Source organism: Bacillus sp. BHET2, from assembly GCF_005938125.1.
GTDB lineage: Bacteria > Bacillota > Bacilli > Bacillales > Bacillaceae_B > Rossellomorea.
Map to the genome: position 1 here is coordinate 1,832,705 of NZ_VCQN01000001.1, position 26,120 is coordinate 1,858,824.

Consider the following 26,120-nt stretch of genomic DNA (forward strand, 5'->3'; position numbering starts at 1 on the left):
CAACATATGGTAGAAAATAGTGGGTTATGAAGACAAGTGTATAAAATCTTACAAAATGAACTTCCCTATGATGGCAATCAATACGATCAGTGCCACTACGCCTAGTAATATGATTAACATTTTTTCTTCTTTGTTTCCTAACACATTTTTTCGCCTCCCTTTTGAGTAGATGAACTCAAACACTTCCCCGTTCAAACAGCTTGGTTTCCAGTATGACCGGAGTCGGATGTGCATTTTCCAGAAATGATTTAAAGGATTCTTCGCCCATTTTCCTTATCGGTACTTCAAATGACGTAATATCCAGTGCATCTGCAATGGGGTGGTTATCATAGCTTAGAATGGCCAAGTCTTCGGGTATTTTTATTCCCCTTTTCGCTGCCTCAGCAATAATGCCTGATGACACCTGGTCACTCGTTACGATAATGCATGAGGGTCTTTCTTTCAGTTGTTCCCAAACCTTGACCACATTACGTCCATCCTCCAGATCATAGCAGTCATTGAAGATCCATTCATCACGAACCTGGTGAGAGGCAGCTTCTAAGCTGTCACGAAATCCACGAATCCTCTCCTCACTATTGGTGCCAAACGTACGGTGGAGGCAAAGCCCAATGCAGGAATGACCTTTTGAATAAAGATACTCTACTCCTCTCCTTATCCCATGATAATGATTGATGAACACCTTCTTACAGGAGTGGGTGGACACATTTTCACAAAACACCACATTCGAGCCAATGAATGGTGCAAGAACTTCAATTGAATTGGACCTGGAAGTCAAGATCAACCCATCCACTTCTTTCATTTGCAGGCGATGGAAAGCATCAAGCTCCGCTACAGTATCATAATTCGTTTGAAAAAGTTGAACGTGATATCCATGTTTCAACGCTTCCCCTGCAATTCCTTGAAGTATTTCTCCAAAGTAAGGAAGATTCAAATACGGCAAAACCACTCCGATACTATACGTCTTTCCTTTTGATAAGTGGACGGCATTCGCGTTTTTTATATAATTTAATTGCTCAACAGCATCGAGGACCTTTTGGCGTTTCTCTTCTTTCACATAGGGGTGATCATTCAACACCCTTGAAACGGTTGAAACGGAAACCCCTGCAAGCCTCGCAATGCTTCGAATATTTGTCATACCAATTCCCCTAATATGTTTTTGTAAAGATCTTTTTCGCAAGCTCAGTTGCTTTTGAATTAGCGAGTGGTGGCTGATTACTATAACTATCATTTGGATCTTTATCCGCGCTTTACAAATAAATCCTTGCTCTGAAACGCGTTTCACACTTTACAGTGAATAATGTAAGGGTGGTAGTGTTCCTTCGCCCCCTACTATACTATAAGGAGGCTGTAACAATGGTCGGTATTTTATGTTTGCCCATTCTTTGCGCTATCATCATCGGAGGGAGCTATGCCGCATTAAAGCCCATTAATTTCTACACTCCCAGGGATCAAGGTGATCCATTCGAGCATGTGTTCACCATTGATAACAACTAGGTCGGATGCCTGCTTGCTTTTTAAAGAAGCAGGCTTTTATTCTACCCATTTCATTGCCCATTTTTGGACCTCATCCATTACAGGCTTCAGTTCTTTTCCTTTATTGGTTAAGCTATAGAGGACTTTGACAGGCTTTTCGTCAAGGACTTCCCGAAGGACGAGTCCGTTTTCCTCCAGTTCCCTCAATCTGTCAGCCAGCACCTTCTGACTGATATTCGGGATTTCTTCATGTAAATCTTTAAAACGACACTTTCCTTCAAATAATACCTTTATCATCATCCCAATCCATCGTTTGCCTAATAATTCAAAGGCAGAAGCATATTTCGGGCAAAGTTTTGTTTCCATTTCATTTAACACATCCTAAATCATTATCTCTTGACGCAAAATAAAACGTCGGTTATATTGTTCATATTGCATTTAAACTTACAAAAAGTAAGTAACGTATAAAAATATACCATAATATAACACTTTGTTAAACATCAAGGAGGCAAAATCATGGATAATTTCTTTCAAATCGTAGAGGAACGTCGTTCAACAAAAGTATACAACCCTCAAGTGGAGATCCCCCGTGAGGAATTAGTTAGTTTACTCGAGACAGCAGGAAAAGCACCTTCTGCCTGGAACCTTCAGCACTGGCAGTTCTTAGTGTTCGACAATAAAGAAGTTCAAAATCGCCTACTTCCGATTGCTTATAATCAACAACAGGTGCATGACGCATCGGCAGTCGTTGCCATACTCGGAGATCTTGAGGCAAATAAAAATATAGACCCTGTATTCGACCCCGCTGTTGAAAATGAAGAAATGACAGCAGAAATCAAAAATGTATTAAAAACTCAAATTGATGGTGCATACGGACGTGAGGAATATCCACGAGACGCAGCATTCAGTAACGCTTCTCTTGCAGCCATGCAGTTCATGCTTGCAGCGAAAGCGAAGGGCTGGGACACTTGCCCGATCGGAGGATTCAATCCGACAGCTCTTGTATCTGAATTCAATGTGTCTGAGCGCTATATCCCGATCATGCTGATTACGATTGGAAAACCACTCCAGGAAGCCCGGAAATCGGGTCGCTTGGACATCCGTAATCTAATCGATTGGGCAGAATAAATCATCTTATAACGAAAAGCCGCATCCCCCTGGATGCGGCTTTTCGTTTAGAAGAGTACACTCTTTTCGATTTGTTTCATTTCGTGGAAATATCCCTGCTTACTCATAAGTTCTTCGTACGTTCCAAGCTCAACAATCTTGCCTTGATCCATGACGACGATTCTATCCATCATCTCTAACCCTGTTAGTCGATGACTGATCAGGACGATCGTATCATCCTTGGCCACGTCATGTAGGTGATCAAATATCGCTTTTTCTGTCAGAGCGTCAACGGATGAAGTAGGTTCGTCCATCATCCATAAGGGGGAAGCTTTCAACAGAGCTCTCGAAATCGCTAATCTTTGCTTTTCTCCTCCGGAAAGATTTTCTCCTTTTTCAAGTACATTATCCTCTAAGGAGAAGTGATTCAGCTTCACTATTTCTAACGCAAACTCCATATCCTCGTCACTCAGCTCATCACCAACGAGCATGAGGTTATCCCTGATTGTCCCATAGAAGAAGTGATTCTCCTGCAGGACCACATTCGCAAGCTTCCACAATGACTCCTGACTCACTTCTTTGATGGGAGAACCATTCACAGTAATCGTACCATCATCGGTTGAATAAAAGTTTAGCAATAATTGAAGCAATGTCGATTTACCTGATCCTGATGCCCCCACAATTGCCGTCTTGGAACCCCTAGGAAGCTCAAGACTGACGCCATCCAATGTTTTTCTCTCTTCACCTTCAAATGAAAAGCTTACATCCCTCATAGTGATAGATGGTGCGCCCCCATCAAGATATACGTCCCGTGAAGGTCCGTCCCTCTCGGTGCTATGCCCTTGACCTACGGAGTATAGCCTGCTCGCGGCCCGGCGCGAATCTTCATAGTGTGTGGGCAGTATCGCCATTGGTGTGGCGTTTTCAAACACGGTCAAAGAAATCATTACAAGCATGGCAAGAAAGATTCCGTCCAATTGGCCTTCTCCGACTGAATAAGCCCCTGCCGCCAACACGAGCCACGATACAAGAAGTGACACCAGGGTGTTCGTTGAATGACTAAAGAGGGAATACATATTATCCCGTTTCTGCTCCTCCACATATTCAGAAGAAGCATGATTGAGTCTAGTTTCTTTATCACCCAGTCTTTGGTGAATTTTCAAATCCCTGAAACCATAAAGGAATTCTGTCACCTCAGTAGATAATTCTCCTCGACTTTCCCTTAAAGCCGATTCCATCTTCCTCTGTTTACGAGCGAAGAATACCGGGACAATAAACCCTGTGAATAACAGTCCCATGAGGAGTAGGAGTGCCACAGATAGAGAATAATATGCCGTGAACAAAATTGTGCTAAAGAACACCATAACTAAAATAACTGGCGGATAAAAGACGCGGAGGAAGAAATTTTGTAAGCTCTCGACATCCCCTACAATTCTTGAAAGCAGATCCCCACTTCTGTATTTGTGAAAGATCCTCGGGGCTAACGGCTCGATTTTCTCATAAATGGATACCCTCAAGTTTGCTAATATCGTAAATGTTGCCCGATGAGAAAAATAACGCTCCGCGTACCGACTTATGGCCTTCGTGAAACCAAATAGTTTCAAGAGGGCTATCATGACCGTCAGCGCATAAAGAGGGACTTCTAATGCAGCCTTCGAAATCAGGTAACCACTGGAAGCAAACAATCCGACAGATGTTAACCCTGCCAGAAAACCCAAAAGAATCGCGAACACAATATCCTTCTTTTCTTTCATCATCAGCTTTACCACTATGCCTAATTCCTTCATCCAAGATTCACCCCTTGTTGCAAAGTCACCATATCACGATAATGGGGAATGGTTTTCATTAATTCCTCATGATTTCCTATTCCAACTAGCTTTCCGTTGTCTAAAAACAGGATTTGATCGGCATTTCGAATTGTATGAAGACGATGTGCAACCGTAATCACCGTTGAATTCTTTGATAACTCATTAATTGAAGACTGTAGAATCCTCTCTGTCTGAAGATCCAAGCCAGTGGTCGGTTCATCGAATAGAATGACAGACGGATTCTTTAAAAAAGCCCGGGCGATGGCAACTCTCTGTTTTTCACCACCAGATAGCCCTCTTCCCGCTTCTCCAATCGGTGTGTCAAATCCTTTATGAAGACCCGTGATCATTCGGTAAATACCCGCTTTTTCAGCTGCGTATTCGATTTCTTCCCTAGTGACACCAACCCTTCCCCCAACCGCGATATTCTCTGCAATGGTTCCCGTAAATAAATACGGATTCTGAGAAATGTAACTCAATTGATTAAACCATTCATTTTCTTCGTATTCATTTCTTGAGTGGCCATCAATGACAATATCACCCTCTGTAGGATCAAGAAGACCCGCTACTAGATGAAGGAGAGTTGTTTTTCCCGCTCCACTTTGACCGACAATCGCTACCTTGCTGAGGGGAGGGAACGTAGCTTTCACCCCTTGAAGGGCGAATCCTTTTTCACTGTAGGAAAAGCCGACATTCTGCAATTCAATCAGTGGAGAAATCTCGATCGAGTCAAGCTTCTTCTCTCCCCATTTTACCGGCCACTCCTTCTCTTCAAGCTCCTCCATCACTTTTTTTGCTGCGCCCATACTTCCACGTCCAGTATGAAAGGCACTCCCAAGTTCTTTTAATGAGAGATAAAATTCCGGCGCCAACACGAGTACAAAAAAAGCGGTGAAGAACGAAATACTATTAAAAACGACTAATTGCAGACCCACTTCCAGAGCAATCAGGCCGATGCTTAACATGGAGATAAACTCAAGCATCAAGGAAGACAGGAAGGCTGTCTTCAGCACGTCCATTGTAGCTTCTCGGAAGTCAAGACTACTGGCGCGGATTCCTTCTTTCTGTCGACTCCCTTTTCCAAGAAGCTTCAATGTCGTCAAACCTTGTAATGTATCAAGAAAACGCCCTGAAAACGCCGTCAGCTTATCCATCTGCTTCTCTGATTTTTTTTTGGTCATGACTCCGATAATCGCCATGAATATTGGAATGAACGGTGCCGTTATGACCATGATTAAACCCGTATATACATGCTCTGTGAAAATTGTGATTAACAGCATCAACGGCATGATTGTCGTCTGGATTTTTTGAGGTATATACTGGCTGTAATAACCGTCTATCCCATCAACCGCATCCATCATTGTACTTACTTTTTGTCCTGACTGACCTTGAAGGGAGGTTTGAAGTGGGTTATTGGACCATTTCATTAAGAGCCTTTCTCTCAATCTCTTCTTGACCTCGGAAGCCATCCTAATTCCTGTTCTTCCGTTCACATATGAGAGCACAGCTCTACCAATTAGAATCAGAAGTAAAGCCCAAAGCATTGGGAGTATTTCCTGGAACTCGGCTCCGTTAATAAATAGTTTATTTACAATGCTAACCAGCAAATATGCTTGTCCAACTATAACTCCACCCATTAATAGGGATGTCAGGTATAAAGCCATCATGGATGACTTCTGCTGTTTAGCCAATCGATTAAGGTCTTTCATAAGATCTCTCAACTCCAAAAGTTAAAAGTTAGTGAAACATTTCACAAATCAATATCTTTATTATAGTAAACTTGTCCCGTTTGTGCACCTTTTTAAGATTGACCTTTTTGTGACAATTTCACATTACCGTAACTTGGTGGATAAATTCACTTGTTTTGATAGCCACCCTTATCTTCAAACTTTATAAAAAAAGAACCCTATAACAGGGTCCCATTCAAATCTTTAACAACTCTTTGGTGACCCGCTGGATAATCTCGGGCAATACTTGAAATGTGTAGGGTTTATACACTCTCTCTGTCCATTGATGACCGTCTTTTCCGTATACACCAATATTAATAGAAGGGATGTTCAGCTTTCTAATCATATCGATGGGCACGGGATACAGCTGATCAATGAGGGGCAGGTTCTTTTTGAACACTTCTATATCCTCATCTTCTTCATGCAGAGAAAGAAAGCTTCCATCTGCGAGATAAGGAAAAAAGCGTTTGATGACGAATTCTTCGCCCGTTTCAATTGAAATATCATGTAAACATTCACCTAAAACCTCTTTGACCCTTTTTCCATATTCATTTTCCTCATTCACATAGTTGTGAGGCAGAAACGGTGGTGCAAAGAATAGGATGACTCTTGGTGTCCGATCAGGATCAAGATGCTGAAGGGCTTCCACCATGGCATAAGCAATCGTTCGTCTGTCCTCTCCTTCCATATCATGAAAAATTTTCTTCATGACTGGATCCGGATCGATCCCCCGTTCCTTTAACCAGAAGATATATTCCCTTAAACTTAGTACTTCAACTTCCCATGAAAATTCTCTTTCCGGGAAGCCGTGATAGCTCCTGTATATTTCAAATTGCTGCTTGCTCCGCTCTTCTCCCTCACTTACTACTTTCAGGGCTACCTTCTTCATATCATAAAGCACTTCTCTCGCCGTTTTTTTATATACGAAATAGTTGAAGTAGAGAGACGCACTGAGGGGTGTTTGAACATTATACGTGTGCTTATCGTCTTTAAAATACAAACAGGAGGGGGGAAGGGTGAATTCTCCTGGAATATCCTCCAGATAATCTAAATTCTGATTGACTTCGAGATTAATCCTGGAAGCGATCACCGTCGGATCAATCGAGGTCAGAACATCTCCCACATGCGCCTCCCTTCCATATATATAGAAGCTTGGCAGAAGCTTACCGGCGGCTCCTGTATAAATATATCGTTTACAGTCCCCATCATAAATGGGAGAAATGAAATCCGTGTTAATCGCTGCTAAATAATCCAATCCTTCTTTTTTCAAACGATATAGATCACTTAAAGCAGCAATCATGCCTGCATGCTCACTTTCTTCGTCTCCATTAAATAGGAAGAGTAAATGTCCATCAGGCGCCTTTTCACTCGAATGGTATAAAAGGTTCGCGAGGTGTACGGCAATCCCGCTCTGCATATCGAGCGCCCCTCTGCCAAATAACCACTTTCCCGATAGGGCATCTTCTCTTACCTTTTCCTCACCCTCATAATCCATAAAGAATTTCTGAAGGAAGTCAGGATCATGGGCCATATCTTGGAGTGCGCCATAATCATCCGTGCCCACCGTATCATAGTGGGCATGAAAAAGGACGGTTTTCGATGACAGTCCTTTTACAAGGGCAAACACGTTTTTCCTTCCAATCGGATCATTGGGGACCTCTTGCATCCAAACTTGCTCAGGGTGTTCCTTAAAATAAGGAAAAGTAGAAATCATCTCATAAATAAACCGTGCTTTCTCCCCTTCTCCTATTGTTCCGTTATAGCTTTTCAGAGCGACCAAGGACCGTGTGATATATTCAATCTGTTCGGAAATTGTTTTTTGTTTCAGTTGAGTATACACGTTAGTACACCGCTCCTTTCTCTATGAAATATCAGCATGTGGGTGGTAAAACGTTTAGTGAATGGGCATTATAGAAACTGTTTCCTCTATAATTGATAACATCTTATCGAAAATGGAAGGGGTTTGGAAGGGGTTTCAAGATAATTCCTTAAAAAAATTTCGGTCTTTTCTATTGAATTATGACCTATTACCGAATATTATAGAAGATGCTCGTTTTTAATGTTCGTTTTTATTGGAGGTTTTACGATGTTTAAATTGAAGGAACACGCAACAGATCCTAAAACGGAAATACTCGCCGGGATCACAACATTTTTAACAATGGTTTACATAGTTATTGTGAATCCAATCATTTTGTCGGATGCAGGTGTCCCGTTTGATCAAGTATTCTTGGCCACCATCATTGCAGCCGTTGCAGGAACGCTATGGATGGCCCTGTTCGCTAACTACCCGATCGCCATCGCACCCGGTATGGGCTTAAATGCATATTTCACCTACTCAGTCGTTGGTGCACATGATGATATTTCGTACCTCGTTGCATTCTCTGCCGTATTTGTAGCAGGTATTGTCTTTATCTTGCTTTCCTTGACACCTTTACGAAAAAAATTGATCGAAGCTATTCCTCAAAATCTAAAGCACGGAATAACAGCAGGTATCGGGTTGTTTATTGCCTTTATTGGATTGCGACTGACAGGTCTTATCCAATCTCACCCAACGAACTTGGTACAGCTTGGAGATCTTCATTCAACTTCAGCCCTGTTGGCATTGACCGGTTTGGCTGTCACCTTGATCCTCATGGTCTTGAATGTTCATGGTGCACTCTTTATCGGAATGATCGTCACTGGATTGATTGCATATTTCACTGGACAACTCTCATTTCAAGATGGCCTTGTCGCCCTTCCACATCTTCCGGAAGGACTGATTGTCGCAAATCCGCTTACGGCGTTTGCTGACGTCTTCCAATATGGACTGTATGCCGTTGTCTTCTCCTTTCTGCTTGTCACCATCTTTGATACGACAGGTACGATGATTGGAGTCGCCCAGCAAGCAGGGCTCATGAAGGGAAATACATTACCAAGAGCCCGTCAGGCACTTCTGGCTGATTCAATCGCGACGACTATCGGAGCGATGTTCGGTACAAGCCCTACTTCCGCATACATTGAATCTTCAGCAGGAGTATCTGCAGGGGGGAGAACCGGACTGACAACCTTAACTGTTTCGATTTTGTTTATCGCTTCAGCCTTCTTCGGTCCACTTGTCAGTGCAGTGTCAGGGATTTCAGCCATAACAGCTCCTGCCCTGATCATCGTTGGAAGCTTAATGATGGGAAGCATCTCACAGATTAAATGGGATCAATTAGATGAAGCCTTCCCTGCGTTTTTAATCATCCTGAGCATGCCATTAACATCAAGCATCGCGACAGGAATTGCACTCGGATTCATTTCATATCCATTACTTAAAGTAGTAAAAGGACAATGGAAGCAAGTACATCCACTCGTATATGTGTTTGCCGTCTTGTTCTTCTATCAATTGGCATTCTTGCCTCATTAACGATAGATAGATACTTGAAAGACCGTTCATATTGAACGGTCTTTTTCATCCTATTTCAGCAGGCTGTGACCAGACTCTCGATACATCCTGCAACTCCAAACCATTAAATGTTAAGCAGTATATATCCGGCATTTCAAGTTCTTTCCAGAAGGCAACATCATATTTTTCATCAAAATGGTTCATGATGAGCACCATGATGTTTCCATGGGTTCCAATTACTACGTTTTTCCCATTATATTCTTCCACTAATTTAAATATCCCCTGTACGCCTCTTTTTTGGGCGGTATGATTCGACTCTCCACCCTCAAATGAATAGGCTGGATCCCCCCATACTATTGAGATGGCTTCATCGAAGTTTTCCAATGGCTTACTTGACAACGTCCTCTCTTTCATTTCTTCGACTAACTTGATTTCTTGATCGGTGTGATGGGCGATTCCTTCAACGGTTTCAATCGCCCTTTTGTAAGGACTTGAACAGATGATATCGATGCTTTCTTTCATTAATAATTCTGTAACGTGCCGGGCATCCCGTGTTCCTCTTTCCGATAAGGGCCTTTTCAACTCATCGGGAGTATATACAGAATGAGCATGTCTCACTAGGTACAGTTTTGTAGTGCTCACCTTTCATCACTCCTTCTTTTTTTCACCAAAAAAAAGCTGTCATCTACTACAGCCCGTCTTACTGCCACACCGTATCCAATTGCTTGGAATAGAATGCGATCGCCTTTTTATACGGCTCAAGCGTGGCGTCTTCTGATACGTCTCCAATACAGGTCAATAAAAGCTCCATCGCTTTACTATGTTCATTCAAGTTATATAGAGTCATGGAATAAAAGACCGTCATCGCTTTATTGTCAGGAAACCGTTCGATGCCTACTCTAAAAACTCTTAGGCTTTCTTCATACTTACCCAACGACCGATATGTACTTCCTAATCCTATATATGCTCCTTGTAAACCGTGATCATCTAAACCAAGGTGAATGGCTTTCTCGTAATAAGGAACCGCTTCCACATGTCTATGGAACCTTCATAGTTTCCTGCTTCTCTTAATGAAATGGCCACTTCTATTCGAGTCATCTCTTTCGTCCCTCCTTTATTCAGGAATGAACTCCATCAACCAGGAATCGTGGTATTCCCCTTCATGCAGCTCATTTTCCTCGAGTATTCTTGCCTTGCTATATCCGCATTTCTCATAGCAGCGTATTGCCCTTGTGTTCCAAGTCATCGGATCCATCACAAGCCGGTGGACCCCCTCCTTCTTAAGCAAATACTCAACCACTTCTCTAATTAATTCCGTCCCAACTCCCCTGTTCCAATACGCCTTCTCTCCGATGAATTGATCCGTACCATAAATCACTTCATCTAAATTGGTGTAGCCGTATCGAATCATCGATTCTTCGTCAAGGGGATAGTACTGCAGATAACCGATCTCATTCCCCTCATATAGAACGAGACAACTCATCACACCCCTATCTCCAAAGAATTTCTCCTCCACCATCTCAAGGCTGAAAGGACGATCCCTTCCTTCATAAAATTCCAATACCCCCGGATCCGACAACCACCTGACTAGCGCATATTTATCCCCCTCCTCCAAAGGACGAACAACCAACTCACCATTCCTCACATTCATACCAATCACCTCCCATAACACTCCTATCCTCTATACATTCATCAACCATAAGAAAAAACCCTTTTTTTGGGGACGGACCTTGATTTCTAGGACCTGGTCCTAGAAATCAAGGTCCGTCCCCAAAAAGGTAGATATGACACTTATGTGAATTCCTTCACATTTACGTGTGTTATGCTGTATGAATGAGTAGAATATCAATAGAAATCGTGTTATTATTTGGTTGTGAATCATTTCACAATATTTCATCCTTAAAGTTGATTCATGGGAACAAGATTAACAATAATTCATGAATAGGTGATGACGTATGACAATCAAATGCACAAACAAAGTAGCGTTAATCGGTACAGGATTTGTTGGTTCAAGTTATGCTTTTGCCCTTCTCAATCAAGGGATCGCTCATGAGCTTGTGATGATCGACTTGAATAAGGAAAAAGCTGATGGAGATGCACGGGATTTGAATCATGGCCTTGCCTTCGCTTCTCCAATGAAGATATCCGCCGGGGATTATAGCGACTGTCAGGATGCTGATCTTGTCGTGATTACAGCTGGAGCGAATCAGCAGCCAGGAGAAACCCGTCTGGACCTAGTTGAGAAGAATGTGAAAATCTTTAAAACAATCGTAGACTCTGTCATGGCCAGCGGGTTCAATGGGATATTCCTTGTGGCAACAAACCCGGTTGACATCTTGACGTATGCGACTTGGCAGTATTCTGGTCTTCCAAAAGAAAGAGTGATCGGATCTGGAACAATTCTTGATACAGCCCGACTTCGTTACTTAGTCGGTGAGCATTTCGATATCGATACACGAAATATTCACGCCTATATCATGGGGGAACATGGTGACACCGAGTTTCCCGTTTGGAGTCACACAACGGTCGGGGCCAGTCATCTAAGTGAACTTATCGACATGACTCAGGAGGATATTCAGACTAAACTCGATGACATTTTTGTCAATGTGAGAGACGCAGCCTATCAAATCATTGAAAGAAAAGGCGCAACCTATTATGGCATCGCCATGGGTCTTGCCCGGATTACCAAAGCCATCTTTAATAATGAGAATAGCATCTTAACCGTTTCCGCCCTTCTTGAAGGAGAGTACAAACAACAAGATATCTACATCGGTGTCCCTGCTATTATAAATCGTGAAGGAATCCGAAAAATCGTCGAGCTTCCCTTGAATGAGAAAGAATTGGCTCAATTCACACACTCAGCAGAAACGTTAAAAAACGTTATGAAAAAAGCGATTGATTCTTGATCGGGCACCCCTTTCTAACTGGATAGACACGCACGCCCATTGGACCTCCTCATAAGATAAAGAGAATTCTTTATGAGGAGGTTCTTCTATGTACGATCACAGACAATTATTCCCCGGCTTTCCGGGTGGAGGATCTGGAAGTGGCGGATTCCCTGGTGCTGGCCAAGGTTCAGGCGGTGGATTTCCAGGTTTCCCTGGAGGCGGCCAAGGTTCAGGCGGCGGTAACTTCCCTGGCATTCCCGGTTTTCCTGGCGGAGGACAAGGGGCACCAAGCTCACCACCGCCATCCGGAGGGCAAGGCGGACAAAATCAACCACCACCTGGCCCACCACCGAATTTCCAACCACAAAAGACGTCACTGCAAGGCTCTCAAGGTGGACCGAGTACCTTCGCTGTCGACGCGGGAGCCATCAGAAGGTGCTTATTCCGTTACACTTATATTTGGCTTAGAAGAGATGCCTTCTGGTTTTATCCGGTCTTTGTCGGACGCCGTTCCATTGCCGGCTGGAGATGGATTGGATTCACATGGGTATACTTCGGCATCGATTTAGACAAAATCGAATCCTTTACGTGCGTGTAGGTTTAATATGTATTCATACCCCTACTACAGAACCAACACAACCTCCGGGACCATAACCGTAACAGGTGAACACACTCTATATGTCGATCCGAATCAAGCCGTCGTTTCTATAGGTGTTGTCACAAAGGATGAAGACCTTGAAATGGCCCAGAATGAGAATAAACAACAATCAGATAAAGTCATTCAATCGCTTCTCAATAACGGAGTTGCAAAAGAAGATATCCAAACCTCAACCTATCAAGTAGTCCCTCAATACAATTATGAGGACGGAAAACAAGTGTTCACAGGTTATGAAGTCCGCCAAGTCTATCGGGTAACCATTCAAGAAATTGAAAAGGTGGGGACGATCCTGGACGATAGCTTAAAAAGCGGGGCAAATCGTATAGAGAACATTCAATTTGTGAATTCAAATCCTATTGAAACTTACCAACAGGCACTGGCCATTGCCTATCATAAGGCATACCAAAAAGCACTCACCTTAGCCAGCCAATCAGGTCAACAGCTTAACCACCTGCCAAAATCCATTGTAGAACAATCAAATTCTAATAGCCCCCCGTTCATGAATACGGCTTTCCTTAAAGCCGCGGACGAAAGCACAGCCATCCAGCCTGGCCAAATAGCTGTCACGGCCATTATATTAGTAGAATTCAGGGCCAATTAATATAAAAAACTGCCAAAGTAGATTGCTACTCAGGCAGTTTTTATATTAAGGTGGATCCCTATTCAAGGGTTTCTAGATTAAGAGAGAAACCTTATTCTATTTTCCTTTCGAATGTATGCGTGATTTAGGGGTTAAGCGCGACTTTTTTGATTTATGCGTCATCCTCAGCTTTTATGCATCACTTTTTTCATTTATGAGTCATTCTCAGCTTTTATGCATCACTTTTTTCATTTATGCGCCACTCACCCGGAATAATCACATCTAAATAAGAAACCAAAAGCCCATCCACCGTCACGAACTGGCCCACCTCATCTTACTTAACGGCTTACATTCTACTCTCCCAAGGATTTCGACTTACGGCCGCATGCCTCCATTGCCGATAGTATCGTCCCTCTAAACTGACTTTTTTCCAGGGCTGCCACCGCTTCAATCGTTGCGCCTCCCGGTGAACAAACAGCATCCTTCAGTTCTCCAGGATGTGTACCGGTTTCAAGGACCATTTTTGCCGCTCCAAGTACCGCTTGTGCTGCGAGCTCATACGCTTGTTTTCTTGGAATCCCTTGCAGGACCGCTCCGTCAGCCAGTGCTTCGATGAACATAAATACATACGCCGGGGATGATCCACTCACAGCAGGAATCGCGTCCATCAATGCCTCTTCCACCTTTTCGGCTTTCCCGAAGCTTTCTAACGTCGATTGCACATCTTTAAGATCTGAATCCGTCATTTTCTCATTCACGCAATATGCGGTCATTCCTTCTCCTACAAGAGACGGAGTATTAGGCATGGTTCTCACGATTTTCATAGACTTTGAAAGCCGCTCTTCCATCCATTCAATCGTAATTCCGGCTGCGATTGTTATAATGATGGCATCTTTTTTCAACGAGTCTTTAATTGTTGAAATCAACTCTTGATATTGATCAGGTTTGACAGCCAGGAAGACAATATCTGAAGCAGCCGCTACAGTTCGATTATCACTCGTTGTTTCAACTCCGAATTGCTCCGCTACCTTATCGAGGGTTTCTTGAGTCCGTGCACTGGCACTTACTGATTGTTTGTCCACTAATCCGGACTTCAATATTCCCCCCATGATTGCTTGCGCCATATTGCCACATCCTATAAATCCAATGGTTTTGTCCATATGTTTCACCTCGTCAGTTGGTATGTAAACAGTCTTTTGCATCATACCAAACTTTCTCCCCTTAATAAAATGTTTCAAGCTTCCAGTAAGAAAAAAAGCTTAAAGGAATCCTCCTCTAAGCCTTCAATCATTCAACTACCTTTCCCCATTGGTTATAAACAGCCCCTTTTTTAGAATAATGACTGCACGTTTTCACCTTACAGGCGATAAACCAAATCTTCTGTCATGCCCAAATCATGTTGTTCTTACTTCTCCAAGGATTTTACGATAATCTAACTCGACGATTGGTTCGTCGTTCAGCAACCGATTCCTGATTTGTGATAACAGCGACTCCTCACCATCTGATAAGTTCTCTAGATCCCATTTTTTATGGAAAACCGAGTACAATGTTAGATCTCTGAGGAGAAGGAATTGGGGAATCCGTTGCACCCATTTGTCCTCCAATTCACACTCTGTCAAATAGCCTTTCAAAAAAGAGACAAGAAACGTTTCCCCGAATCGGTTCCGGTTAGCAAGGCTCTCATTTCGAAACTTCCACCACACCGAATAATAAAGAGGAATAGCCACATCACTAACAAAAAAGAATTGTGAACTATCATCAAAGTCAAACACGTGAAGGTCACCCTCATGATAAAAAAAGTTGCCAGGATGGATGTCCGAGTGAATGAGTCCAAATGAATCTTTCGTTTCTACAAAACTGCTAATCGTCTCTATATTTGAATGTCCTTTTTTGACTATGGTCACGTCTTGCTCAGACGTTATGTATTTGTCAAAATCCAATACATCATCTTGATCCCAGCGTTCACGGACACTGTCATCCTGTTCATATTCCTTCGTTACCCTGTGCATATGTCCTGTGAGCTTCCCCCATTTATAGAATAACGGTTCATCAAACAGAGAGTCATTTATTTTCACAGAATTCCCCGGTGCCTTATCAAATAAACAGACGTAGAAATACGTGTCTCCTGCTTCCATGATTTCCACAAGATTTCCCTCTACAGAATGGTTGACTAACGAGACATTCACTTCATGCTTATGTAAATAGTTGATCCATTTCAGTTCAGCTTCCACTTCGCCTTTTGAACGATGTGAACTGTGGGTGAGTCGAAGAATGTATGGTACCCCATCCTTATGCACCTCGTACACATAGTTTTCAAAATCACCCAGTTTCTTCGCTTGAGACGTTTCACAGCCAAAGCGGGTTGCAGAGACCGACAATATTTCTTCTGTAAACAGTTCTTCTATCCACTTTTCCATCTTATCTTCTCCTACTCTAGATATTATTGGCTCACTCTTAAGAGAGCCACGCGATATGGGAACAATTCGGCCATCATAATGCCTTCTTTCACGACTGGATCATCCTCCATGAATGACCTTGCCTGATCCTCACCATCCGCTTCAAAGACCACGATCCCAAAGGCATTTTTCTCTTCGTTCAGAGTTCTGCCTGCAAGGATTACAACTCCTGAGTCAGTCCATTCTTTCAGCCTATTAAAATGTCGTTGTACAATACCCTCATCCTCGGGCGTCCAATTTTCCTCATTATGTAAACGTGGAATCAGCTTTAACATATAAATAAATTCCATTCTTTCACCTTCCTTCTTCTTTACATATACGACCCTATTGACATAGAATCCTTTTTTCTCAATCAGTGATTAAAAAAAGCCGCTGAGTCCAACTCAGCAGCTACTACCACTTACATTTCAGTAATTTTCTCATCAGCATTTATCTGCAGGGTATACCAACCCAATTTGCTTTCTTGCATTTTCCATGACCTTTGAACAAATCCTCGAATGATTATACGAGTTAATAGAAGATTCGAGGTTCTTACCTAATGTGATAATGGAAATAAATTCCTTTATTTCATAATACATCGGTGGATAATCATCGGTTTGAATATGTTGGCACGATTCTCCTTTATGACCATAAAACGTAAGATTACTGAAATCACCGATATTATCAATGGTTATCGTACCATGTTCACCTTGAATTTCTGTTGGGATACGGCTATTCGAAATCTTTGAGAATGTCGCTACAACCTCCATTTCATCATACTTCATGATGACACTCCCCGATCCATCGACGCCTGAATCCAGCATGACACTGGAAGCTTTCACTTCCTGTGGCTCTCCAAATAAAACGACCATCGGGTAAATACAATAGACACCCAGGTCCATCAGGGCACCATTGGAGAACTCCGGATTAAATGCATTTAATACCGTTCCTTCTTTATAAGCATCATATCTTGAAGAGTACTTACAACAAGTCATCAGAACTTTCCGTATTTCCCCTATGTCTTGGAGTTTTTCCTGTAGTAGTTGAAAGTTGGGAAGAAAGGTCGTCCTCACCGCTTCCATCAGTAATACATTGTTCTTCTTTGCAGCAGCAATCATTTTCCGGACTTCTCTTTCATTTGATGCGAGGGGCTTCTCACATAAAACGTGAATCCCTTTGTTCATAAAGGCGATGGCTTGGCTGCTGTGAAAAGAATTTGGGCTAGCTATATAAACAGCATCGATATACTCTGAACTTGCCATTTTATCGATATCAGTAAAGTAACGGGGAATATGATGGGTTTCTGCAAATGCTTTCGCTTTTTCTTCCGTTCTGGAGTAGACTGCTTCTAAGTGAAAACCATCCACTTCCCCTGCTGCTTGAATAAATCGATCAGTGATCCAATTGGTTCCTATTACACCAAATCTTATCATACGACCTCTCCTTCTTTCATTCATATTTATTCTAGTATAAAATTCAACTTAAACGATGAGTATACATTTACTGTGAAAGGGGAAAAAACGTGAAAAAAAAAGCAGCCGGTGAAAAAGCAGTCGATTATATACAGGACGGCATGACCATAGGTTTGGGCTCAGGCTCAACCGTTTACTGGACGATTCAAAAATTAGGTGAGCTAGTTTCTCAAGGTTTACAAATCAGTGCAATTCCCTCGTCAGCAGAAACAGAACGTTTGGCAAGACAGTTCGGGATTCCATTGACTACCTTCTCAGAAGTGGACCACTTGGATTTATCTATAGATGGTGCCGATGAAGTGGACTCAGATTACAATCTGATCAAAGGCGGAGGAGGTGCGTTGGTAAGGGAAAAGTTTGTTGATGCCTTTACTAATAAATTCATTGTCGTAATAGATGAGTCCAAATTAGTGAACAAGCTTGGAGCATTTCCCCTGCCAGTTGAGGTTGTCCCCTTTGGGTGGGAAATGACTTCGACTCAACTTGCCAAATTTGGGTGTGCACCTATTCTCAGAATGAAAGAGGGGGAGGTATTCATATCCGACAACGGAAACTACATCGTGGATTGTCAATTTTCATCGATTGAGAACCCTTCATCTCTTCACATTGAGTTAAAACAATTATTAGGTGTCATTGAAACGGGTCTTTTCACTGGAATGACAAACATGGTACTCGTCGGTAAAAAAGACGGAGTGGATATTATCGACACGAGTAAATAGATCGGTTCCATTTCTCTCCCATGATATAATGAGGGGAGTTTCATCTAATGAAACTCCCCTCATTTACTGATAAACACATACAAGAGTGCCTCTATTGATTGGTACCCTGAAATTCAAGTTCTTTCTCTCTCATCAAATACTGCAATGCTGTCCGGAATGTCAGGAAGCTTTTGATTCCATGCAACTCTCTCACTCCCGAATTGATCATCACCTGGGTAAGAGCCGGTGTAAATCCGACAAAAAGTGTCTCAATTCCCATTAATCCAATGGCCTTGACCATGTTATGGATATAGGTGCCGAAGATGTCGATTTCTCCGATTTCTTTTTCTGATATGGCTGAGAAGTCCACAATGATCGTGTTGATGTCCTCCCCGTATGATACGTCCAATATTTTTGAAATGATCATTTCAAACCGTTCTGGACTGAGTCTTCCAGTAATGGGAATTAAGATGGTTTCCGGGACGATGGATGGAATAATGGGTGCAGAGATGTCCATGATCAGCTGTTCTGATTGAGACAGCTTTTCTTTCAAGTCTTCTATTTCCTTCTTTAATTGCTGAATTTCCTTATTTTCACTTGTCATGTTAAACCTCACCGTTTATTGATTGATTTTAAGTACCTCTCTCTATTCTAGCACTTTGTATATGGCATAACCTAATGATTTCATATGTAGTGTAACGGCAGAGAAAAACCAGCCTCATCGGCTGGTTTTTTTCACGCGAATGCTTTTTCCTCTTCATTCTGGAAGAAACTTTTCATAGCATGAAACACATCTGCTTTTTGCTTGAGGATATAGTACCGGAAATCGTCGTTTTTAATATTTTTGTAGGCTGACATCAAGGTGGAGTGGCGGTTATATTGATTCACTTCACCATATCCGAACATGCTGGATACTTTCATTAGTTCCTCTACAAGCTTGACACATCGGACGTTATCAGAAGTAAGGTTATCTCCATCAGAGAAATGGAATGGGTAAATATTATAACGGCTCGGAGGATACTTTCCGTCAATAAGCTCTAATGCTTTACGATATGCAGATGAACAGATGGTTCCCCCACTTTCTCCTTTTGAGAAGAAATGCTCTTCTGACACTACTTTGGCTTCGGTATGATGAGCAATAAATTCAATTTCCACTGTTTCATATTTCGTACGCAGGAAACGGGTCATCCAGAAGAAGAAGCTTCTTGCCATATATTTCTCCCAAACTCCCATACTTCCACTTGTATCCATCATTGCTAAGACGACGGCTTTTGATTCAGGCTTCAATACTTCATTCCAAGTCCTGAACTTCAAATCTTCAGTAAAGATCGGATGGAAGCCTGGTACTCCTTTCATGGCATTCCTCTTAAAAGCAGACATCATCGTCTTCTTTTTATCAATATTCCCCATTAGTCCCGTTTTACGGATATCATTGAATTCTATATGCTCGACGGTTTGAACATCCTGCTCTTTCTTCTTGAGGTTCGGAAGTTCCAATTGACTGAATAATGCTTCTTCAATTTCAAGCATCGACACTTCTGCTTCATAATAATCTTCACCTGCTTTATCCCCGGCCCCTTGACCTTTTCCAGGACCCTGCTGCTGTTGTGAACCGTCTCTTGCAATGACGTCTCCTACCTGACTCTCACCGTCTCCTTGCCCAACATGTTTATTCTTATCGTAGTTGTAACGGATTTTATATTCATCTAAAGAACGGATCGGGATTTTGACGACGTCTCTCCCATTGGACATGACAATATTTTCTTCTGTAATCAAGTCTGGTAAGTTGTTGCGAATCGCATCCTGTACTTTCTCTTGATGTCTTTGTTGATCATCGTGACCTTTGCGGTGGAGGGCCCAATCTTCCTTGGAAATGACAAACTGATGATTATCCATCTGACTCAAATTATTCCCCTCCTTAATTTTTTCTCACATTTTCTCTTATTCCTGCATACACTATGTTGACTGTCTAATCTGCACCTATCCCGTGAAGTGAAACGGGGATTACTCTATCCTATGCAGAAGTATTGATAAATTTACAAATAATTTCGACAATTAAACGTTCTTTTATGATTGGACAAGCCTATTTTTCTGACAGGTTATATATAGGAATCGGAAAGCACATCTGAGGTCTGAGATTTTATCATTTCAAGTGATCACCCTACTGTTTTCGCTATTTCCAATGATGATTTTTTATGTGTTAGTCGTCGACTTAGGACTAGGGAATGTACATATGGGATGTAGCGGTGTTTTTTTGTCTTCGTTGGGGAACTTTTACCGCTAATTAGGCCACTTCAAGGTTTTATTGGGCCACTTTTGCTGCCTATTGGGCCACTTTCAGACTTTATTGGGCCACTTCGACCGGTTATTACGCCAAAATGTGACAATCTATAATAATTATCATTCATCCAACCGTTCCTATCATGATTTAATAAGAACCAACTCCAATATAAAGAATTCAAAAAAAATAACCAGGCAGATTCACCTGATTAAGCTTCCTCTTCATATTGAGCCGGGTCTGATACTCGATTGTGTATCTTTAATTCACCACTGGAACGCAATTTCTCCATCTGCTTCCCAAGCTTAATGACTTCCTCCATATTGGAGGCCATACTTCCGTTAAGAGGTTCTGCTTCTTCCGGCCGATTAGGTTTAGAAGACATCCTCTCCACCCACCTTCTAATAAGATAATGGGCCCAGCTCTCTATCTTCAGAATATTTTATTCAGATTTTTCTGTCAACTATTTTTTGTCTTTTTCCCTATACTGAACGGGATCTGGCTGCTTTTTGTCTTCTTTCAGCTCTTCATTTGTTCTGAGCTTTTCCATTTGCTTTCCAAGTTGCTCCATCTCTTCCATATCATTTGCCATTGATCCATTTTTAGGTTCGAAATTTCTATCTAATTCATGTTTATTTTTACTCATTTTCTCTCACCTCTTGGCTACTACTTTTCCCTTTCGGTGCGAGATTTAAACTACATATGAAAATCGGAAGGTACCAGACACCTCCCGATTTCCACTTTATTATTAACGATTCAACAGGCTGCCCACATAGCGCAGTAAGTCATTGGCGGATGTTGAGTTGTAGCCATGTTCATCGATGAGGCGGGCAACCACTTCGTTGACTTTCTTAAGCTGCTGTTCGTCAGGCGTTTTCGAGGATGTCGTGATTTTCACAACGTCCTTCAAGTCAGCGAATAGCTTCTTCTGAATGGCTTCTCGCAGGCGATCATGTGAATTATAGTCAAAACGTTTGCCTTTACGGGCATAGGCAGAGATACGAATAAGAATTTCTTCACGGAATGCTTTCTTTGCATTTTCAGAAATGCCGATTTGCTCTTCAATGGAACGCATAAGTTTCTCATCCGGGTTGATTTCTTCACCCGTCAGTGGATCATGGAGCTTCGCCTTATTGCAGTATGCTTCAACATTATCTAGATAGTTATCCATAAGTGTTTTCGCAGATTCTTCATATGAATATACGAAGGCTTTTTGCACTTCTTTTTTCGCAATGTCATCGTACTCTTTACGGGCAAGCGAGATGAAATTCAAATACTTTTCACGGAGCTCATTTGTAATCGACGGATGCTGATCCAGCCCTTCTTTGAGCGCCCGAAGAACGTCTAACGCATTAATCGTCGGTATCTCCTTCCGGATGATGGTAGAAGAGATCCGGTTGATCACATAACGCGGATCAATTCCGCTCATTCCTTCATCCTGGTATTCCTTCTTCATTTCATCCACGTCAGCGGAATTAAAGCCTTCAACATTTTCCCCATCGTACAGTCGCATTTTTTTGATTAAATCGATGTCTCCACGCTTTGGTTCCTTCATGCGGGTCAGAATCGTGAACATGGCCGCGACTCTTAACGTATGGGGTGCTACGTGGACATTGGACACATCACTTTCGTTGATCATTTTTTCATAGATTTTCTCTTCCTGGGTGACCTTCAGGTTATAAGGAACCGGCATCACGATGATACGTGAGTGTAAGGCTTCATTCTTTTTATTTGAAATGAAGGATCGATACTCGGTTTCATTCGTGTGAGCCACAATCAGCTCATCTGCAGAAATCAATGCAAATCGGCCAGCCTTAAAGTTTCCTTCCTGAGTAAGGGATAATAAATGCCATAAGAACTTTTCATCACACTTCAGCATTTCCTGAAATTCCATTAAACCCCTGTTTGCTTTATTTAATTCCCCATCAAATCGGTATGCCCGCGGATCCGATTCGGAACCGAACTCGGCTATTGTGGAAAAGTCGATACTTCCTGTTAAATCGGCGATATCCTGTGACTTTGGATCGGAAGGACTGAATGTACCAATTCCCACACGTTTATCTTCTGAGAAAAAGACTCTTTCTACCTGAACGTCCTCAATACGCCCATGATACTCTTTCTCCAGACGCATCGTATTTAATGGAGATAGATTTCCTTCAATTCGAATGCCATACTCATCGTAAAAATCTTCACGTAAATGCTGAGGTATCAAATGCAGTGGGTCTTCATGCATCGGACAGCCTTTTATGGAGAAAACGCCTCCTCTTTCTGTTCGGGAATAGTGTTCAAGTCCCCGCTTCAGCATGGAAACGAGAGTTGATTTCCCTCCACTTACAGGACCCATCAAAAGCAGGATCCTCTTTCTTACGTCCAACCGTTTCGCAGCAGGATGAAAGTATTCTTCAACGAGTCTTTCTAGCGCCTCTTCTAAGCCAAATAATTGATTGCTAAAGAATTTGTACTTCCGTTTCCCCTCGACCTCCTCGACCCCGGCATCTTTAATCATATTAAAGACTCTTGAATGAGCAGACTGCCCAATCCAAGGCTTCTCTTTCAGCAGGTCTAGATACTGAGCAAACGTCCCTTCCCATTTCAGTTTCTCTTCTTCTTCTCGGTAATGTTCGATTTTTTTTAAAATATCCATAAGGACCTCCCCCTGTCGCTTAATGAGAGACGATTAATATACTTTATGCGCTTGTTCACCTGAACATGTTAATAAGATATATTTATTAAAGACAATGTATCGATTTTCACTACAAACACTGGGATTGGCCTATAAAATTAAACTGGTTTCAAAAAACAGTTAAAAAAAAACCCTCTGCCGTTCACATCAATTTAAAAATAGGCTATACTAAAGACAGACTGTGGAATATGGAAACTTAGGAGGTTACCAAACATGGGTACTGTAATGATCGTAGGTGTATCTTTAGTATTCTTAGTAGCAATTTTCACTGCTGGATATGATGATAAACCAGGCTCAAACTAAAGCGCAGGCGGCTCGAACAGAGGCGACAAGCATAAGATGAACCTGCCGGAAAGGCGCTCTTGCCTTTTTGGCAGGTTTAGCTTATGACCTCGAGCCTCTAGCCGCAGGAGCTAGATGAAACTAAAGCGCAGGCGGCTCGAACAGAGGCGACAAGCATAAGATGGACCAACCGGAAAGGCGCACTTTGCCTTTTTGGTTGGTTTATCTTATGACCTCGAGCCTCTAGCCGCTGGAGCTAGATGAAACTCTTATATTGAGCTATTCACAATCAAATAACGATATAACAAAAACAACTGGCGTATGCCAGTTGTTTTTGTTATCCTGCACTATTAAATACTACTTTTTAGTAAACAGTCCGCTACCTCTTATTAAACCCTTTCTTCTCCACAAATTCCTTCATATACATTCGTTTGTCACCTGACAGCATCTTGGCCATTTGCACTGTCCAGCGATCCGATCGTTTCCCAGCTGTCCGTGCGTGGTAATAGGATGAAATGGTTTCGTCATAACGATCAAGATCCGCTTTCATGGTTGTTTCATCACTTTGGTAGGAGTCTTCATGGTAAACGGCTTCCATCGGTAACCGAGGCTTTACATCAGAAATTCCTTCTGGATAGCCGACAGCCAAGCCGAATAGAGGTATGACACGCTCAGGGAGTCCGAGAAGCTCACTCACTGATTCCAAATCATTACGGATCCCACCGATATAGCATATTCCAAGCCCCATTGATTCAGCGGCAATGGACGCATTTTGGGCAGCCAACGAAGCATCGATCACTGCCACCATGAATTTTTCAGTACTTTCCAATGAAGGAATTACATTCGTTTCTTCCCATTCCCCAATTCTCTCATGACGATACAGATCGGCACAGAACACGAAGAAATGACCGTTTGCTTCTACATAGCTTTGATTTCCGGCAAGCTCTGAAAGCTTCTTCTTTTTCTCCGGATCCTTCACTCCTATAATCGTGTAGGCTTGAATATAACTTGAGGTACTTGCAGCCTGGGCACTGGAAACAATCGTCCGGATTTGTTCCTCGCGTAAAGGCTCATTTTTGAATTGACGGATGGATCGATGCTTAAGAATGGTTTCAATGGTTTCGTTCATTATGTAGACTCTCCCTTCCTCTTCCTCCTCTTAGTATAAGCCAAATAAAAAAAGGAATGAAAATCATATGATTTTCATTCCACTTTTTTATAATAGTCCTGGATAGTTTCTCTGTCTTAAAGCTTCATAAATCAGAATGGCAGCTGTATTGGACAAGTTCAATGAACGTACATTTTCATTCATTGGAATACGTAAGGCCCGATCTAGGTTGTTCTGAATAATATCATCAGGAAGTCCGGATGTTTCTCTGCCGAAGATAAAGAAGTAATTCTTGTCTTCCACACTGTAATCAAAGTTCGTGTGCGGGGTCTTCCCGTATTTTGTTAAGTAGAAAAATTCTCCTCCATCATTTTTCTCGAAGAACTCTTCAATTGAATCATAGTATACAATGTTTACAAACTGCCAATAATCAAGGCCAGCCCGCTTTAACATTTTATCATCTGTCGAGAAGCCGAGTGGACGGATCAAGTGCAGTGTTGTGTCTGTGGCTGCACACGTTCTTGCGATATTCCCTGTATTTGCAGGGATTTCTGGTTGATATAATACAACATGTACTCCCATGTCAATGTCACCTCATTCATAAAACTCTAAGTGACATTATACCATTTCTGCCTCATAGAACAATACTTACCGGTCATCTACGATCGTAAAAAATCGATATTGTATATCTGGCGTATACGCTGTCGAGTCCTCGTAGTTCCAATATCTCATCCTGCTATTGAACGTATGGGCATTGACAAGGGGCATTCCCGCGGCATCCTTCCCTGTGACAATCGTCGTATGATCAAAACGTCCATCCCCCTCAAAATCATAGCAAATCACATCCCCAAGCTTTAATTCTTGCGGATCGCCTACAAGCTCCCCACGGAGGCCCATTGTTGAGTTAGGGATGTACCATCTCAAGGAATTGGCCACCGTCCAACTGTAACTCCAGTTCTGATTTCTCATCCACCATCCCTTTCCCTTGGTGGGATATCCACGCATGGGCGCATCCCCTGCGTGAAGGCATTGTGAAATATAGTTCGTACAGTCATTCTCGAACTTCTTGAAAGCGGGATTATAGCTGTTCCACCATCGTTCAGCATATTGAACGGCACTTAGCCGATCGTATTGATAACTCACCCTTTCTTCTTCAAAGGGTTGAGTCTCTTCGTGCCCCTCATTTTCTTCATATTGAATCTCTATTTCACTATCTTCATATATTCGATCTCCATAAAAAACGGCACTTCGATTCTCCACTTCTTCTTCCAAATACAGTAAATCACCTTGCTTAATAAGATATTTATAATGAACATCATATAATATGGTTCGAGTCTCATTACGTTCAGGTGTGATACGATGAACCTTACCTGCTGCATTAACCTTCACGATTTCTGCATGCCGCTCTTGACAAGATTCTTTCTTTCTTTTCACCTTTTCACTGTAGCCTGACTGACCCCGAGAAGTATATTCATCAATCACATAATCGACTCTTTCCATTAACAGCTTTCTGATCATTGTCTTCCCTCCTCCTTAATTGTTATGCGGAGAAGGAA

27 protein-coding genes are annotated in these 26,120 nt (G+C 42.2%); 7 read left to right on the top strand and 20 right to left on the bottom strand.

The annotated features are described in order from the left end of the window. Positions 1-175 precede the first annotated feature (175 nt). Positions 176-1,135, bottom strand: coding sequence for a LacI family DNA-binding transcriptional regulator (locus tag FGG79_RS09295; protein WP_171050852.1), 960 nt, complete (start codon positions 1,133-1,135; stop codon positions 176-178). Positions 1,136-1,353: 218 nt separating this feature from the next. Between FGG79_RS09295 and FGG79_RS21725 the strand changes: the two genes are divergently transcribed. Next, positions 1,354-1,494 carry a hypothetical protein gene (locus FGG79_RS21725; protein ID WP_171050853.1) on the top strand — a complete coding sequence of 47 codons (141 nt, stop codon included), beginning with the start codon at positions 1,354-1,356 and terminating at the stop codon, positions 1,492-1,494. A gap of 36 nt (positions 1,495-1,530) precedes the next feature. Here the strand turns inward: FGG79_RS21725 and FGG79_RS09300 are convergent, their stop codons facing one another. Beyond that, a complete protein-coding gene (locus FGG79_RS09300; protein ID WP_138777412.1) occupies positions 1,531-1,839 on the bottom strand; it encodes a winged helix-turn-helix transcriptional regulator in 309 nt (102 codons plus the stop codon). A gap of 150 nt (positions 1,840-1,989) precedes the next feature. Here FGG79_RS09300 and FGG79_RS09305 point away from each other — a divergent pair, with 150 nt between their 5' ends. After that, positions 1,990-2,601, top strand: coding sequence for a nitroreductase family protein (locus FGG79_RS09305; RefSeq protein ID WP_138777413.1), 612 nt, complete (start codon positions 1,990-1,992; stop codon positions 2,599-2,601). 47 nt (positions 2,602-2,648) lie between these two features. Here FGG79_RS09305 and cydC read toward each other — a convergent pair whose 3' ends face one another. The 3 genes from cydC to FGG79_RS09320 all read right to left on the bottom strand — a co-directional run bounded on the left by cydC (position 2,649) and on the right by FGG79_RS09320 (position 7,955). Further along, a complete protein-coding gene (cydC, locus tag FGG79_RS09310; protein ID WP_138777414.1) occupies positions 2,649-4,367 on the bottom strand; it encodes a thiol reductant ABC exporter subunit CydC in 1,719 nt (572 codons plus the stop codon). Beyond that, on the bottom strand, positions 4,364-6,097 hold the full coding sequence (gene cydD, locus FGG79_RS09315; RefSeq protein WP_138777415.1) for a thiol reductant ABC exporter subunit CydD: 1,734 nt from the start codon (positions 6,095-6,097) through the stop codon (positions 4,364-4,366). Before cydD ends, cydC begins: the two co-directional genes overlap by 4 nt. Before the next feature lie 214 nt (positions 6,098-6,311). Then, positions 6,312-7,955, bottom strand: coding sequence for a M20/M25/M40 family metallo-hydrolase (locus tag FGG79_RS09320; RefSeq protein ID WP_138777416.1), 1,644 nt, complete (start codon positions 7,953-7,955; stop codon positions 6,312-6,314). Positions 7,956-8,201: 246 nt separating this feature from the next. On the opposite strand from FGG79_RS09320, the gene FGG79_RS09325 reads away from it, so the two are divergent. After that, positions 8,202-9,503, top strand: a complete 1,302-nt coding sequence (locus FGG79_RS09325) for an NCS2 family permease (RefSeq protein ID WP_138777417.1) — start codon at positions 8,202-8,204, stop codon at positions 9,501-9,503. Between the two features lie 45 nt (positions 9,504-9,548). Here FGG79_RS09325 and FGG79_RS09330 read toward each other — a convergent pair whose 3' ends face one another. From FGG79_RS09330 to FGG79_RS09340, 3 genes are all read right to left on the bottom strand, one after another. Beyond that, entirely contained in the window at positions 9,549-10,124 is a 576-nt protein-coding gene (locus tag FGG79_RS09330; RefSeq protein WP_138777418.1) for a histidine phosphatase family protein, read from the bottom strand. Between the two features lie 58 nt (positions 10,125-10,182). Continuing rightward, entirely contained in the window at positions 10,183-10,515 is a 333-nt protein-coding gene (locus FGG79_RS09335; protein ID WP_138777419.1) for a tetratricopeptide repeat protein, read from the bottom strand. Between the two features lie 81 nt (positions 10,516-10,596). After that, entirely contained in the window at positions 10,597-11,133 is a 537-nt protein-coding gene (locus FGG79_RS09340) for a GNAT family N-acetyltransferase (protein ID WP_138777420.1), read from the bottom strand. A 304-nt stretch (positions 11,134-11,437) separates the two neighbouring features. Between FGG79_RS09340 and FGG79_RS09345 the strand changes: the two genes are divergently transcribed. The 3 genes from FGG79_RS09345 to FGG79_RS09355 all read left to right on the top strand — a co-directional run bounded on the left by FGG79_RS09345 (position 11,438) and on the right by FGG79_RS09355 (position 13,629). Beyond that, positions 11,438-12,388, top strand: a complete 951-nt coding sequence (locus tag FGG79_RS09345) for an L-lactate dehydrogenase (protein WP_138777422.1) — start codon at positions 11,438-11,440, stop codon at positions 12,386-12,388. Between the two features lie 88 nt (positions 12,389-12,476). Continuing rightward, a complete protein-coding gene (locus FGG79_RS09350) occupies positions 12,477-12,968 on the top strand; it encodes a transporter (RefSeq protein WP_138777424.1) in 492 nt (163 codons plus the stop codon). Positions 12,969-12,975: 7 nt separating this feature from the next. Then, positions 12,976-13,629: an SIMPL domain-containing protein gene (locus FGG79_RS09355; RefSeq protein WP_138777426.1), complete on the top strand. Its 654-nt coding sequence runs from the start codon at positions 12,976-12,978 to the stop codon at positions 13,627-13,629. 332 nt (positions 13,630-13,961) lie between these two features. On the opposite strand, the gene proC is transcribed toward FGG79_RS09355, so the two are convergent. The 4 genes from proC to FGG79_RS09375 form a co-directional block, all read right to left on the bottom strand. Continuing rightward, entirely contained in the window at positions 13,962-14,768 is an 807-nt protein-coding gene (gene proC / locus FGG79_RS09360; RefSeq protein ID WP_138777707.1) for a pyrroline-5-carboxylate reductase, read from the bottom strand. 234 nt (positions 14,769-15,002) lie between these two features. After that, positions 15,003-16,025 carry a phosphotransferase enzyme family protein gene (locus FGG79_RS09365; protein WP_138777428.1) on the bottom strand — a complete coding sequence of 341 codons (1,023 nt, stop codon included), beginning with the start codon at positions 16,023-16,025 and terminating at the stop codon, positions 15,003-15,005. A gap of 23 nt (positions 16,026-16,048) precedes the next feature. After that, positions 16,049-16,354 carry a YciI family protein gene (locus tag FGG79_RS09370; protein WP_138777430.1) on the bottom strand — a complete coding sequence of 102 codons (306 nt, stop codon included), beginning with the start codon at positions 16,352-16,354 and terminating at the stop codon, positions 16,049-16,051. A 132-nt stretch (positions 16,355-16,486) separates the two neighbouring features. Continuing rightward, positions 16,487-17,476, bottom strand: coding sequence for a Gfo/Idh/MocA family protein (locus FGG79_RS09375; protein ID WP_138777432.1), 990 nt, complete (start codon positions 17,474-17,476; stop codon positions 16,487-16,489). Between the two features lie 89 nt (positions 17,477-17,565). On the opposite strand from FGG79_RS09375, the gene rpiA reads away from it, so the two are divergent. Continuing rightward, a complete protein-coding gene (rpiA, locus tag FGG79_RS09380) occupies positions 17,566-18,234 on the top strand; it encodes a ribose-5-phosphate isomerase RpiA (RefSeq protein WP_138777434.1) in 669 nt (222 codons plus the stop codon). Positions 18,235-18,325: 91 nt separating this feature from the next. Here the strand turns inward: rpiA and FGG79_RS09385 are convergent, their stop codons facing one another. The 8 genes from FGG79_RS09385 to FGG79_RS09420 all read right to left on the bottom strand — a co-directional run bounded on the left by FGG79_RS09385 (position 18,326) and on the right by FGG79_RS09420 (position 26,082). Beyond that, complete coding sequence (locus FGG79_RS09385) at positions 18,326-18,817, bottom strand: STAS domain-containing protein (protein ID WP_138777436.1); 492 nt, start codon at positions 18,815-18,817, stop codon at positions 18,326-18,328. A 131-nt stretch (positions 18,818-18,948) separates the two neighbouring features. Continuing rightward, positions 18,949-20,109, bottom strand: a complete 1,161-nt coding sequence (gene yhbH / locus FGG79_RS09390; protein WP_481747272.1) for a sporulation protein YhbH — start codon at positions 20,107-20,109, stop codon at positions 18,949-18,951. A 593-nt stretch (positions 20,110-20,702) separates the two neighbouring features. After that, complete coding sequence (locus FGG79_RS09395) at positions 20,703-20,876, bottom strand: hypothetical protein (RefSeq protein WP_138777440.1); 174 nt, start codon at positions 20,874-20,876, stop codon at positions 20,703-20,705. Between the two features lie 78 nt (positions 20,877-20,954). Then, a complete protein-coding gene (locus tag FGG79_RS09400; protein WP_138777442.1) occupies positions 20,955-21,137 on the bottom strand; it encodes a hypothetical protein in 183 nt (60 codons plus the stop codon). A 102-nt stretch (positions 21,138-21,239) separates the two neighbouring features. Next, a complete protein-coding gene (locus FGG79_RS09405) occupies positions 21,240-23,135 on the bottom strand; it encodes a PrkA family serine protein kinase (protein WP_138777444.1) in 1,896 nt (631 codons plus the stop codon). Positions 23,136-23,835: 700 nt separating this feature from the next. Further along, positions 23,836-24,585 carry an oxygen-insensitive NADPH nitroreductase gene (gene nfsA / locus FGG79_RS09410; protein ID WP_138777446.1) on the bottom strand — a complete coding sequence of 250 codons (750 nt, stop codon included), beginning with the start codon at positions 24,583-24,585 and terminating at the stop codon, positions 23,836-23,838. A gap of 87 nt (positions 24,586-24,672) precedes the next feature. Further along, positions 24,673-25,146, bottom strand: a complete 474-nt coding sequence (gene trmL / locus FGG79_RS09415; protein WP_138777448.1) for a tRNA (uridine(34)/cytosine(34)/5-carboxymethylaminomethyluridine(34)-2'-O)-methyltransferase TrmL — start codon at positions 25,144-25,146, stop codon at positions 24,673-24,675. Positions 25,147-25,212: 66 nt separating this feature from the next. Continuing rightward, positions 25,213-26,082, bottom strand: a complete 870-nt coding sequence (locus FGG79_RS09420) for an amidase domain-containing protein (protein ID WP_138777450.1) — start codon at positions 26,080-26,082, stop codon at positions 25,213-25,215. Positions 26,083-26,120 lie beyond the last annotated feature (38 nt).